7 protein-coding genes and 1 other annotated feature are annotated in these 13,204 nt (G+C 69.8%); of the genes, 4 read left to right on the top strand and 3 right to left on the bottom strand.

Features of this window, described 5'->3' with window-relative positions; genetic code table 11:
- Window positions 1-246: 246 nt before the first annotated feature.
- Window positions 247-1,098: a sequence feature (16S ribosomal RNA rRNA prediction is too short), on the bottom strand.
- Window positions 1,099-1,847: 749 nt separating this feature from the next.
- Window positions 1,848-2,894: an alpha-hydroxy acid oxidase gene (locus tag EJF31_RS13950; RefSeq protein WP_125037601.1), complete on the bottom strand. Its 1,047-nt coding sequence runs from the start codon at window positions 2,892-2,894 to the stop codon at window positions 1,848-1,850.
- Window positions 2,895-2,900: 6 nt separating this feature from the next.
- Window positions 2,901-4,184 (bottom strand): tyrosine--tRNA ligase, encoded by a 1,284-nt coding sequence (gene tyrS / locus EJF31_RS13945; RefSeq protein ID WP_125037600.1) that lies wholly within the window; start codon window positions 4,182-4,184, stop codon window positions 2,901-2,903.
- Between the two features lie 107 nt (window positions 4,185-4,291).
- Between tyrS and EJF31_RS13940 the strand changes: the two genes are divergently transcribed.
- From EJF31_RS13940 to EJF31_RS13925, 4 genes are all read left to right on the top strand, one after another.
- Complete coding sequence (locus EJF31_RS13940; RefSeq protein WP_125037599.1) at window positions 4,292-5,719, top strand: serine/threonine-protein kinase; 1,428 nt, start codon at window positions 4,292-4,294, stop codon at window positions 5,717-5,719.
- Window positions 5,720-5,795: 76 nt separating this feature from the next.
- Window positions 5,796-9,011, top strand: coding sequence for a response regulator (locus EJF31_RS13935; protein WP_125037598.1), 3,216 nt, complete (start codon window positions 5,796-5,798; stop codon window positions 9,009-9,011).
- Between the two features lie 62 nt (window positions 9,012-9,073).
- Window positions 9,074-9,283: a hypothetical protein gene (locus EJF31_RS13930; RefSeq protein WP_125037597.1), complete on the top strand. Its 210-nt coding sequence runs from the start codon at window positions 9,074-9,076 to the stop codon at window positions 9,281-9,283.
- 143 nt (window positions 9,284-9,426) lie between these two features.
- The gene (locus EJF31_RS13925) at window positions 9,427-12,240 is read left to right on the top strand and encodes an Ig-like domain-containing protein (protein ID WP_125037596.1); all 2,814 of its coding nucleotides are present in this window, start codon (window positions 9,427-9,429) and stop codon (window positions 12,238-12,240) included.
- Here EJF31_RS13925 and EJF31_RS13920 read toward each other — a convergent pair whose 3' ends face one another.
- The gene (locus tag EJF31_RS13920; RefSeq protein ID WP_125037595.1) at window positions 12,241-13,176 is read right to left on the bottom strand and encodes a hypothetical protein; all 936 of its coding nucleotides are present in this window, start codon (window positions 13,174-13,176) and stop codon (window positions 12,241-12,243) included.
- Window positions 13,177-13,204 lie beyond the last annotated feature (28 nt).

The following is a 13,204-nucleotide window of genomic DNA, read 5'->3' as shown; positions in this document are numbered from 1 at the left end:
TGCTGGCAACATAGGACGAGGGTTGCGCTCGTTGCGGGACTTAACCCAACATCTCACGACACGAGCTGACGACAGCCATGCACCACCTGTATACCGACTAAAAGGGGCTCTATCTCTAGAGCTTTCCGGCATATGTCAAACCCAGGTAAGGTTCTTCGCGTTGCATCGAATTAATCCGCATGCTCCGCCGCTTGTGCGGGCCCCCGTCAATTCCTTTGAGTTTTAGCCTTGCGGCCGTACTCCCCAGGCGGGGCGCTTAATGCGTTAGCTGCGGCACGGAACCCATGGAATAGGCCCCACACCTAGCGCCCAACGTTTACGGTGTGGACTACCAGGGTATCTAATCCTGTTCGCTCCCCACACTTTCGCTCCTCAGCGTCAGGTAATGCCCAGAGAACCGCCTTCGCCACCGGTGTTCCTCCTGATATCTGCGCATTTCACCGCTACACCAGGAATTYCGTTCTCCCCTGCATACCTCTAGTCTGCCCGTATCGGAAGCAAGCCATGAGTTAAGCCCATGGTTTTCACTCCCGACGCGACAAACCGCCTACGAGCCCTTTACGCCCAATAATTCCGGACAACGCTCGCACCCTACGTATTACCGCGGCTGCTGGCACGTAGTTGGCCGGTGCTTCTTCTGTAGGTACCGTCACTTGCGCTTCGTCCCTACTGAAAGAGGTTTACAACCCGAAGGCCGTCATCCCTCACGCGGCGTTGCTGGATCAGGCTTCCGCCCATTGTCCAATATTCCCCACTGCTGCCTCCCGTAGGAGTCTGGGCCGTGTCTCAGTCCCAGTGTGGCCGGTCACCCTCTCAGGCCGGCTACCCGTCGAAGCCTTGGTAGGCCATTACCCCACCAACAAGCTGATAGGCCGCGAGCACATCCTCCACCGAAAAAACTTTCCACAACCAGTCCATGCAGACGGTCGTCATATCCGGTATTAATCCTAGTTTCCCAGGGCTATCCCGAAGTGAAGGGCAGATTACTCACGTGTTACTCACCCGTTCGCCGCTCGAGTACCACCGAAGTGGCCTTTCCGCTCGACTTGCATGTGTTAAGCACGCCGCCAGCGTTCGTCCTGAGCCAGGATCAAACTCTCCGTTGAAAAACAACAACCACACCAACCCGAGGGCCGATGCGGAAAAAGAGATGCCTCCTGACAGAAACAAACAACTAGCTCAACTCTTTCGAGTTATTGCCAGAATCATTGTTCTACCAAAGAAATCCGAATCCTCACATCCAAAGACATAAGAAGACGGGGCATAACAAACTAATTCGTCGACTATGACACACTGTTGAGTTCTCAAGAATCAGACGTACACCGGTTGTTTTGGGCCTTTCGGCTTCGCTTCCGGCGACTTTCCAAACTTTAGCGGGTTGATTTCGGCTTCGCAATTCGAAGCTTTCTCAGCCCATCCTGCGCACGCCACATCGACTCCGATTTCCGAGGGCACCTTGCGGGCACGTTCGAAGATCTTCGTTTATGTGAGTGGAGGTGGTCGTCGGGGGCCGGCCGCCCGATCTTGCGATCTTGCTGCCCGCCGCTCCCTGGCGACCCGGTGAACCTTAGCGGGTTGTTTTCCGCTTCGCAATTCGAAGCTTCCAACTTCCCTCACCTGCGCACGCCACATGGACTCCGACTTCCAAGAGCCACCCTGCGGGCGCACTCGAAGATCTTCGCTCTGTGTTGTGGAGGTGGTCATCGGGGGCCGGCCGCCCGATCTTGCGATCTTGCTGCCCGCCGCTCCCTGGCGACTCGGAGAAGATTAGGGGACCTGCGGGGGTTGTTCAAATCGAGCGGGCGTGACCCGGGCCACATACACGTTTTCGCAGGTCAGAGGCGGTTTCAGCCCTCTAGGACCGCGATCCCACGCGTGTCGGCGACCGTCCTGGCCCCCGCCAGGCGCATCGCCTCGACCGTCTCCTCGCGCAACCGGGCGTGCAGATCGGCCACGCCGCGCTCCCCGTCGACGAGGGCGAGCAGCGGCAACCGGCCAAGGAACGCCGCGTCGGCGCCGAGCGAGACGGCGGCCATGACGTCCAGTCCGGAGCGCAGGCCGCCGTCGACGTAGACCTCGGCCTCTCCCCCCACCGCGGTCAGCACCCCGTCGAGGCAGGAGACCGTCGTCGCGGCCCGGTCCAGCTGGCGACCGCCGTGGTTGGAGACCCACACCCCGCGGGCGCCGGCCTGCACGCACCGGCGGGCGTCGTCGGGGCGCAGCACTCCCTTCACCACGACCGGGAGGCCGGTCACCCCGGCGAGCCAGCCGATGTCGTGGGGCCCGAGGTCGAGCGCCTTGTCCGAGCCCGGCTGGTCGTCGTACCCGGGGTCGAAGTTGACCCGCACGATGGCGGGATCGACCAGGTCCCAGATGTTCTCGCCGGTGCCGTACTTGGTGGCGACCACCGGGGTGTCGACGGTGAGGACGACCGCCCGGGCGCCGGCCGCGACCGCGCGCTCGAGCAACGGCTCGGCCAGGGTGCGGTCCGCCGGCAGGTAGGCCTGGAGCCACCAGGCCACGCCGGTCGCGCCGATCTCGGCGAACGACGTGCCCGCGTTGCTGGAGACCACCATGACGGAGCCCGCGGCGGCGGTGGCCCGCGCCATGCCCAGCTCCCCGTCAGGGTGCACGGCCCGCTGCAGCGAGCTGGGGGCGACCGCCCAGGGCACCTCGAGCCGGTGTCCGAGCAGGGTCACCGAGGTGTCGACGTCGGTGACGTCGCGCAGCACGTGGGGGTGGAAGCGCACCCCGGCCCAGGCTCCGACCGCCTCGGCGGCGGACACCCCGTCACGGGCACCCGTGAGGACGTACTCCAGGACCGGGACGGGCAACGCGGCGCGGGCACGCTCCTCGAGAGCGCCCACCCAGCCTCCGTCCCCGGTCTGCGTCATGGCGGGTCAGCCGACCTCGACGCCGGCGAAGTTCTTCTTGCCGCGGCGCAGCACCAGCCAGGTGCCGCCGATCAGGTCGGCCGCGGTGGGCACCTGCTCGGGATCCTCCACCCGCTGGTTGTTCAGGTAGGCGCCGCCCTCGGAGACGGTCCGGCGGGCCTCGCCCTTGCTCTTGGCCAGCCCGGTCACCACCAGGAGGTCGACCACGCTGGGCAGCTCGCCGTCGATCCTGGCCGAGCCGGCCTCGCGGAGGGCGGCTCCCAACGTGTCGGGACTCAGCCCCATGAGGTCACCACCCCCGAACAGCGCGGCTGACGCCGCCTTCACCTGCTCGGTCTCGTCGCGTCCGTGGACCAGGGCGGTCACCTCGTCGGCGAGCCGCTTCTGGCCCAGGCGCAGGAAGGGCTTCTCGGCGTGCTGCGCCTCGAGGTCCTCGATCTCCTCGTGGGAGAGGAAGGTGAAGATGCGGAGCAGCTCCCCGATCTTCTCGTCCTCGACGTTCAGCCAGAACTGGAAGAAGGCATAGGGCGAGAGCATCTCGGGGTCCAGCCACAGGGCGCCGCCCTCGGTCTTGCCGTACTTGCTGCCGTCGGTCTTGGTGATGAGCGGCGTTGCGAACGCGTGGGCATGGCCCTGGTCGGCGCGGCGGATCAGCTCGACCCCGCCGGTGAGGTTGCCCCACTGGTCGGAGCCGCCGAACTGCAGCGTCACGCCGTGGTCGCGGTAGAGGTTGAGGAAGTCCATGGACTGGAGCAGCACGTAGCTGAACTCGGTGTAGGAGATCCCGGACTCCAGGCGGCGCTTCACGGTCTCGCGCCCCAGCATCCGGTTGACCGGGAAGTGCTTGCCGATGTCGCGGAGGAAGTCGATGGTCGAGAGGTTCTCGGTCCAGTCGTAGTTGTTGACCATCGTCGCGGCGTTCTCGCCCTCGAAGGACAGGAACGGCTCGATCTGGCGGCGTACGCGCTCCACCCAGTCCTTGACGGTCTCGAGGGAGTTCAGCGTCCGCTCGCCGGAGTCGCGCGGGTCGCCGATCATGCCGGTCGCGCCCCCCACGAGGGCGTAGGGCGTGTGGCCGGCCAGCTGGAGGCGGCGCGCGGTGACGATCTGGACGAGGTTGCCCAGGTGCAGGCTCGGCGCGGTCGGGTCGAAGCCGACGTAGAACCGGACGCTCCCCTCGGCCAGCGCAGCACGCAGGGCGTCGAGGTCCGTCGAGTGGGCGATGAGGCCGCGCCACTCGAGGTCGTCGAGGAGGGTCGGGTCGATCACGGCGGGTGCCTTCCGGAGCATCGGGTACGGAGGTGTCGGGTCCCAGCCTGCCGCATCGACCGTGCGGAGGACCAACGGGTTCGACCCGGGCCCTATCGTGGTCGGCGGCCCCGAGGAGGAACGGACACGTGATCGCAGGCAGGTACACGCTCGACCGCGAGATCGGTCGCGGCGGCATGGGCGCGGTGTGGCTCGGGCGCGACGAGGTGCTCGGCCGGTCCGTGGCGCTCAAGCGCATCGGCATGATGCCGGGCGGCTCCAGCCCCGACCTCGAGCGCGCCGAGCGGGAGGCACGCCTGGCGGCACGCCTCAACCACCCGCATGTCGTGGCCGTCTTCGACCTCGTCAACGACCAGGACCAGCAGTGGCTGGTCATGGAGTACGTCGAGGGGGTCACCCTCGCCGAGCTGGTCCGCCGCGACGGCGCACTCACCCCCGAGCAGGCCTCGCCCCTCGTCGCCCAGGCAGCGGACGCGCTCGCCGCGGCGCACGAGGCCGGGATCGTGCACCGCGACGTCAAGCCCTCCAACATCCTCGTCACGCCGCAGGGGCAGGTGAAGCTGTCGGACTTCGGCATCGCCCGCGCCCAGGCGGACGCGTCGCTGACCCAGACCGGGCTGGTGACCGGCTCGCCGGCGTACCTCGCCCCCGAGGTCGCCTCCGGCCAGACCGCCAACGGCGCGAGCGACGTGTGGTCCCTCGGCGCCACCCTCTTCCACGCCCTGGCCGGCCACCCGCCGTACGACGTGGGCGACAACCTGATGGGCGCGCTCTACCGGATCGTGCACGAGGACCCGCCGCGGCTCGAGGGAGCCGGCTGGCTCGCGCCGCTGCTCGAGGCCACGATGACCCGGGAGCCCGCGGAGCGCTGGTCGATGGCCCAGGTGCGCGACTTCCTCGCCGCCGGCCCCACGGGCACGGTGCTGCACCCCGTCCCGACCAACTCCGTGCCCGGGGCGGACCCCACCCGCACCCAGGTGCTGTCCGCCACCACCGCCGCACCCGCCCCGGTCGCCCCGGCCCCACCGGTGCCCGCGCGGCGCCGACCGGCACGCGCGCTCCCGGTGCTGGTCGGCCTGGCCGTGCTGCTCGTCGGCGGTCTCGTCGCCTGGGCCGCGCTGTCGGGCGGGGACGGGGGCTCGCAGACGCAGTCGCCACCCGGCGGCAGCTCCTCCTCCTCCTCGCGCACACCGTCGCCCTCGACCTCACCCAGCCCCTCGGAGTCGCCGTCCTCGAGCACCGGCGCCACGCCCGCCGGCATGGAGTCCTTCATCCAGGACTACCTCGCCACGGTCACCTCCGACCAGAAGGCCTCGTGGGAGATGCTCACGCCCAAGTTCCAGGAGGAGAGCGGCGGGTTCGGGAAGTACAAGGGATTCTGGAAGACGATCGAGTCCGCCCGCCCGACCTCCATCCAGGCCGATCCCGACACGCTCCAGGTCCACTACGGGGTGGACTACGTCCGCACGGACAGGTCCCGGGTGTCCGACACGGTCACCCTGCAGCTGGTCTACGACGCCGCGAACGACAGCTACCTGATCGACGGCGAGGCGTAGCCGCAGCACCCGACTGCCGCGTCCCGCCCACTCGGGGACGCCGGGCCCCCTATCGTTGGGCGGCAGGAGGGTCTGGATGGATCTGGCACGGCTGTATCGGGACATCGTGGAGACGTCACCCGACGGAATCTGGGTCTTCGACCTCGAGGGTCGGACCGTCTACGCGAACGCCCAGATCGCCCGGATGTTCGGCGTCGACCCGGCCGCCGCGCAGCGCCTGAGCTACTTCGACACGCTCGACGAGCTGGGCCGACAGCAGTTCCGTGCCCACCTGGACGACCTGGCCGAGGGGCGCTTCAACGACGGGGACGTCGAGAGCCAGTTCGTGCGACGCGACGGCTCGGTGTTCTGGGTGCTGGTCGGCGAGAGCCCGCTCCGCGACGAGCAGGGCCGGCTGACCGGGGTGCTGCACCGGATCAGTGACTACAGCGGGCGACGTACGACCGTCGACCGGCTCCGGGAGAGCGAGCGCCGGCTGGCCGAGGCCCAGCGCATCGCGCTGATCGGCAGCTGGGAGTGGGACGTCGAGCAGGACGAGATCACCGGGTCGGAGGAGCTCTACGAGCTCTACGGCCTCGACCCGGAGGGCTTCCCCGCGGCGTACGCCGACTTCCTCGAGATCGTGCACCCCGACGACCGGCGTGCCGTCCACGCCGAGGTGCAGAAGGCCGTGCGCGGCGCGGACGACTTCATGTTCGTCGCGCGGGTGGCGGGCCCCGGCGGCGTGTGGGTGTGGACCCGCGGCCGCGGCGTCTCGATCCGCGACGCCGAGGGCCGCGTCGTCGCGATGTCCGGGACCCACCAGGACATCACCGAGACCAAGATGGCCGAGCTGGCCCTCGAGGACTCGGTCAGCCAGAACACCCTGATGCAGGCGGTGGCGACTGCGGCCAACGAGGCGCGCACGCTCGAGGACGTGCTGAGCCAGGCCGGCGCGCTGGTGCTCCTGCACGACGACTGGGAGCGGGCCCGGGCCTTCGTGCCCTCCGCCGACGGGCGCGGCGTGGTCCCCCTCTACGTCTACGACGACGACCAGGACGTCGACCTCGACACGCCCGAGGTCGCCGCGATGGAGCTCGCGCTGGCCAACCGGGCCTTCCACGAGCGCTGCAGCGTGTGGGACGACGACCGGCTGACGATCGCGTTCACCGTCTCCCACCGCCACGAGGTGTGCGCCGTCGTCACCATCACGTCGGCGCCGCCGCTCTACCGCCACGCGATGATCCAGTCGATGGTCGAGCAGGTGGCCGTCCAGCTGGGCTTCGTGGCCGAGCGCGAGCGGGCCGAGCGCGCGCTCGCCGCCGCGCGTGACGGCGCGATGGAGGCCTCCCGGCAGAAGTCGGAATTCCTGGCCACGATGAGCCACGAGATCCGTACGCCGCTCAACGGCGTCATCGGGCTCAACGACCTCCTGCTCCGCACGGACCTGACCAGCGACCAGCTGCGGCTGGCCTCGGGGGTGCAGGTCGCGAGCCGGGCACTGCTCTCGGTCATCAACGACGTCCTGGACTTCTCCAAGATCGAGGCCGGGAAGCTCGAGCTCGAGCGGCTCGACTTCGAGGTGCGCCCCGTCTTCGACCAGGTCGCGAGCGTGCTGGCCGAGACGGCGCGGCGCAAGGGCCTGGAGCTGATGGTCTCCTGCCACCCCGACGTCCCCGAGGTGCTGGCCGGCGACCCGACCCGTCTGGCTCAGGTGCTGACCAACCTGGGCTCCAACGCCGTGAAGTTCACCGAGCAGGGCGAGGTGTTCATCCGCGCCACGGCGGACCTCCCCGTCGACGGCCGCACCGTGCTGCGCATCGAGGTGTCCGACACCGGGGTCGGCGTGGGCGACACCGACGTCGCGACGCTGTTCGACCCCTTCACCCAGGCCGACGCGTCCACGACCCGGATCTACGGCGGCACCGGACTGGGCCTGGCGATCTCGCGGGAGATCGTCGAGGCGCTCGGCGGGACGATCGGCCTCGAGCCCAACCCCGACGGAGGCACGCTGTTCTGGTTCACGGCCGTCTTCGACGCGCCCGCGGGCACCGCCACCGACCCCGACGACGTGTACGCCCGCAGCTGGCTGGCCGGGCGCCGGGTGCTGGTCGTCGACGACAACAGCCACAACCGGCTCATCCTGCAGGAGCAGCTCACGTGGTGGCAGGTCCGCTGCGCGGCCGTCGACGGCGCGGACGCGGCGATGGTCGCGCTGGCCGACGCCGCCGCGGCGGGTGACCCCTTCGACGGGGTGCTGCTCGACATGGCGATGCCGCGCCGGGACGGGCTCGACCTCGCCCTGGACCTGCGGAGCCGCCCCGAGTACGACGACCTGGTGCTGCTCATGCTCACCTCGCCCCCGGTCCCCGAGGGCGCACGGTTCGAGGCAGCACGGATCGCCGACTGCCTGAACAAGCCGGTCCTCTCCGGCAGCCTCCGGACCGCACTGCTCGCGCACCTGGCAGGGGTGGGCCCGCGACCGAGCGTGCCGGTCGCCGAGGTCGAGGACTCCGCCAAGCGACACCGGGTGCTGGTGGTCGAGGACAACCCCGTCAACCAGATGGTCGCCGTGGGCCTGCTCGAGGCGCTGGGCTACCACGCCACCACGGCGGATGACGGGCTGTCGGCGATCGACGTACTGCTCGAGGAGTCGTTCGACGTCGTCCTGATGGACGTGCAGATGCCGCGGATGGACGGCTATGCCGCGACCCGTGCGATCCGGGAGCGTCAGGACGGCGGGCCGCGGATCCCCGTCGTCGCGATGACCGCGGCGGCGGTCGAGGGCGAAAGGGAGCGCTGCCTGGCCGCGGGCATGGACGACTTCCTCACCAAGCCGGTGGACCCCTCCGCGCTCGCCGCGGTGCTGCAACGATGGATCGAGACCACCCCGGACGACGCGATGTCCCCGGACCGACAGAGGGAGACAGAAGTGCCGGACCGCGCCCCCATCGAGGGCCTGGACGAATCACGGCTCGACGAGCTGCGGGAGCTGGACCCCAGCATGGGCTACCTGAACCGGGCGATCGGCAACTTCGTGGGCAACACCCCCGAGACGCACCGCACGATCCGCGCGGCCCACGACGCCGGCGACGCCGCATCGCTCAAGGCCGTGGTCCACAAGCTCGCCGGAGGCGCGCTCAACCTCGGGGTGACCGCGGCCGGCCGGACCGCCCAGGAGATCGAGCTGCTCACCGACGAGGGTTCGCTCGAGGGCACCGCCGACCTGATCGACCGGCTCGGCGAGGAGCTCGAGCGCGGCCGGGACGCCCTGCAGGCCTATCAGGCAGCGCACCCCCCGACCGACGACTGAGCGCCGCGTGACCCCCGTCACCGCAGGGAGTGATCCCCTCGGGAACGGGTAATGAACCGGACATGAGGAACTTGATCGGCATCCTGCTCGTCGTCTGGCTCGTGATCGGTGCCGCGGCGGCCTTCCAGCGCGGCTACTTCGGCAGCGACCGCGACGTCAGCTGCAAGAGCACCGGCGACACCGTCCTGACCATCGTGGCCGGCCCGCTGAACTACGTCGGCGCCAACCCCAAGGTCGACTGCAACGTCAAGGCCCCCCGGCCCTCGAAGTGACGCCGTCCACGAGCTCCGGACGGCCGGCGACGTTCGGCTGAGCTCCACCCGGCCGAGGAGGGCCCGCAACCCCATAATTGGGTAAGCCTCGCGCGTGAAACCCCTGCCAACATGGGGGTTTCCCGGCGAGAGGTGGATCCGGCATGCGACGGAGAGGCGGCCCCCTGCGGCCACGCACGGCCGACCGTCTGGGGATCGTGGGGCTCACCATCGCGGCACTGGCCTGCGCCGGCGCGATCGTGGGTCTCCAGACCGCCGAGGGCGCCACCGGCGAGGACCCGCCGGACATGCAGACGATCATCCCGCTGAACTCGTTCAGCATCGTCAACGGCACGAACGGGCCGGAGTTCCGCTACACGCACTACGTCTTCAACGCCGGTCCGGGCCCGCTGCAGATCCAGCCGGAGTACAACCCGGCGTCCGGCCTCTACGACGGCCGCCAGCAGACCTACGTCTACAACAACGGCTGGCAGCTGGCGAGCACCCGGAAGCTGCCCGACACGTTCTTCTTCCACGCCGAGCACGGGCACTTCCACTACCCGCTCGCGTCCTTCGGCCTGTACGCCGTCGCGCCCGACGGCGGGCTGGGAGCACCGATCGTGGTCTCCCCGAAGAACGGCTTCTGCATCGCCGACTCGTTCGTCTACGACACCACGCTCCCGCACGCCGGGCAGACCGCGGTGCAGCCGGGCACCTGCGCGGACCCGACCACGATGCGTGGCATGAGCGTCGGCGGCGTGGACGAGTACGACTACCGCGACCCCGGCCAGGCCATCCCGTTCACCGGCGTCCCGGACGGGACCTACTGGTTCCGCGGCATGACCGATCCCAACAACGACATCGCCGAGACCAACGAGGCGAACAACGAGACCGACGTCCTCGTGACGGTCACGACCCAGGGCACCAACCGGGTCGTCACCACCGGCGAGGTGCGCCACCCCGACACGACGCCGCCGCCGCTCACCCTGTCCGCGCCGGCGGACGGATCCAGCGTCTCCGGCACCGTGAACCTGCAGGCCGACGCGGCTGCCGGGATGACCGTGCAGTTCCTCGTGGACGGCACCGTCGTGGGCACGTCGGCCTCCACCGCACCGCCGTACACCCTCAGCTGGAACTCGGGATCGGTCCTCGACGGCGAGCACTGGATCGCGGCCCGGACCACCGACGCGCTGGGTCGCACGAACACCACGGCCGCGGCCGCCGTGCAGGTCGGCTCCGGCGGCTCCTCGTCCACGTCGACGACCTCGGTCACCCCGGCCCCCGGCCCCCTGGCGGTCGTCGGCCAGGCCAGCCAGGACTCCTCGACGACCGGTGGCCCGACCCTGAGCAACGTCCCGGCCGGCGCGATGCTGCTCGCGTTCGTCTCGGCCGACGGCCCGCAGGCCGCCAACGCGCAGTCGAGCACGGTCACCAGCAGCGGCCTCACCTGGAGCCTGGTGAAGAGGAGCAACGCCGCCTTCGGCACCGCCGAGGTCTGGCGAGCCTTCACGGCGTCGGCCATGCCGACCGTGCAGGCGACGGTGGCACTCACCCGACCAGGCTTCCGGCAGTCCGTCGAGCTCGTCGCCTTCACCGGCGCCCAGGGCGTCGGGGCCGTGGGTGGCGCGTCGGCCACCACGGGCGCGCCCGCGACGACGCTGACCACGACGACCGCAGGCGGCTGGGTCTGGGGCGTCGGAAACGACTGGGACGGTGCCGTCGCGCGCACGCCACGCAGCGGGCAGGTCATCTCCCACCAGCTCGTCGACCAGCAGATCGGTGACACGTTCTGGATGCAGAACCTCAGCACCGCGACGCCCGCCGCCGGCACCGCCGTGACGTTCGGCGACACCGCGCCGACCAACCACCAGTGGAACCTCGCGGCCCTCGAGGTCGTGCCCGCCGGTGTGTCCTCGACGTCCACGTCCTCCACGTCCTCCACGTCCTCGACGTCGTCCACCTCGTCGACGTCGTCCACCTCGACGTCGTCCACCTCGTCGACGTCCTCGACCTCGTCGACGTCCTCCACGACTCCCCCCGCAGACACCCAGGTCCCGACGATCTCGATCACCGACCCGCAGAACGGCGCCACCGTGGGCGGCATCATGCAGATCGGCGCGATCGCCGCGGACAACGTGGGCGTCACCTCGGTCCAGTTCAAGCTGGATGGGGCCAACCTCGGAGCGCCGGTGACCGCACCCCCGTTCGCGACCACTTGGGACACGCGCACGGCGACGGCCGGGACCCACTCACTGACCGCCGAGGCCCGCGACGCAGCGGGCAACGTCGGCACGACAGCGACGCCGGTCGTCGTCACCGTCGACAACTCCGCCGCTCCCCCCGCCGTGATCTCGGTCGACCGGTCGGTCGTGATCAAGGCGCGCGGGAAGCTGACCTCGCCCACGCTGTCGACGACGGTGGCCGGCGAGACAGTGCTGGCGTTCGTCGCGTACGACGGCCCGACGACGGTCGGAACGCAACGCAGCACCGTCACCGGGGGCGGTCTCACCTGGTCCCTGGTCAAGCGGACCAGCGCCCAGCTCGGAGTGAGCGAGATCTGGAGCGCCAAGACGACCGGCCTGCTCAGCAACGCCCGGATCGTGGCCACACCGACCGTCAACGGCTACGACGGGATGCTGGACGTGGTGACGTTCAAGAACGCCAACGGCACCGGCGTGGCGGCCTCGTCGGCGGCAGCGTCGGGCGCCCCCGACGTCTACCTGCCGGGCGTCGCCACCGGCTCGTGGGTGTGGGCGGTCGGCAACGACTGGGACGGCGCGACCGCGAGGACCCCGGTCAGCGGGCAGGTGCTGCACAACCAGTGGATCGACACGCCCGTGGGCGACACGTTCTGGGTGCAGATGGTCGCCGGCCCCAACACCGGACCGCCGGGACTCGTCACGATCCACGACAACGCCCCCACCAACCACCAGTGGAACTACACGGCCGTGGAGGTCAAGGCCGCACCGGCCGGCTGATCAGGGTCGGACCTGCACCACGTCGAAGTCGGTGCCCGCAGGAGCACCGGGCCCGAACGGCGGCGGGAACCCGAGGTCGAAGCGGCCGTTGACGAGGGCGAGCGTGCTCCCGTGGCGAGCGACCGTCGTCGGGACCCGGAAGAGGTCGGAGTGGATCACCTGGGTCACCCGGCCGCTGGTGAGGTCGGGCGACAGACGCACCTCGGCCACCGCGTTGGCGAAGTTCTCCACCACCCAGGCGGTGCGCCCCTCGACCTGGAGGCCGTCGAGCGTGCCCGGGACGAGGGGGATGCCGGTGAGCGTGACCTGCCTGCTCGCCCCGGTGGCGGGGTCGACCAGCGCGAGGATCCCGAGGTCGGTGTGGTTGACCATGAGCAGGCCGGTGTCGGTGCTGTCGATCCCGTTCAGCCCGAACCCGGACGTCACCGCACCGGCGGGGCCGGTCACGGTGATCGGCTCGGTCGTCCCGAAGGTGCCGTCGGCCCGGATGGGCACCCGGTAGATCCGGGGCGCGAAGGTCTCGGTGAAGTAGAGCGCGTCGGGCGTGATCGCGACATCGTTGCTGAACGTGGAACCGGCAGGGCCCAGGACCAGGTCGGCCACGGTCGACCCGTCGGCGGTCGAGTAGACGTAGGCGTGACCGGTCGCCCCGCCCGCGACGACCAGCCACCCGCGTTCGCGGTCCACCCGCATCCCCAGGGCCTGCTTGCCGGTGTTGTCGACGAAGCGGGCACCCGCGCCGGTGCGCAGGTCGCCGCGGTAGATGTCGCCGTCGCGGAGCGAGCCGACGTAGAAGGTGTTGCCGGCGCCGACCGCGATGCCCTCGGGCTGGAAGTCCACGGGCAGGGGGACGGAGTCGGGCCTCGGAACGGCGGCCGCGGGGACGGCCAGGACGGGGACGACAGCGAGGGCGAGGAGGGCGGTGAGTGTGCGCATGGTGGGCTCCGGAGGCGGGGTTCTCCCG

Source organism: Nocardioides sp. LS1 (assembly GCF_003865225.1).
In the GTDB taxonomy this organism is placed as follows: Bacteria; Actinomycetota; Actinomycetes; order Propionibacteriales; family Nocardioidaceae; genus Nocardioides; species Nocardioides ginsengisegetis.
This window is presented reverse-complemented; position numbering and strand designations above follow the sequence as displayed.

Coding starts and splice junctions, on each gene's coding strand:
- EJF31_RS13950 (WP_125037601.1), bottom strand. CDS start 2,894: ATGACGCAGACCGGGGACGGAGGCTGGGTGGGCGCTCTCGAGGAGCGT.
- tyrS (WP_125037600.1), bottom strand. CDS start 4,184: ATGCTCCGGAAGGCACCCGCCGTGATCGACCCGACCCTCCTCGACGAC.
- EJF31_RS13935 (WP_125037598.1), top strand. CDS start 5,796: ATGGATCTGGCACGGCTGTATCGGGACATCGTGGAGACGTCACCCGAC.
- EJF31_RS13930 (WP_125037597.1), top strand. CDS start 9,074: ATGAGGAACTTGATCGGCATCCTGCTCGTCGTCTGGCTCGTGATCGGT.
- EJF31_RS13925 (WP_125037596.1), top strand. CDS start 9,427: ATGCGACGGAGAGGCGGCCCCCTGCGGCCACGCACGGCCGACCGTCTG.
- EJF31_RS13920 (WP_125037595.1), bottom strand. CDS start 13,176: ATGCGCACACTCACCGCCCTCCTCGCCCTCGCTGTCGTCCCCGTCCTG.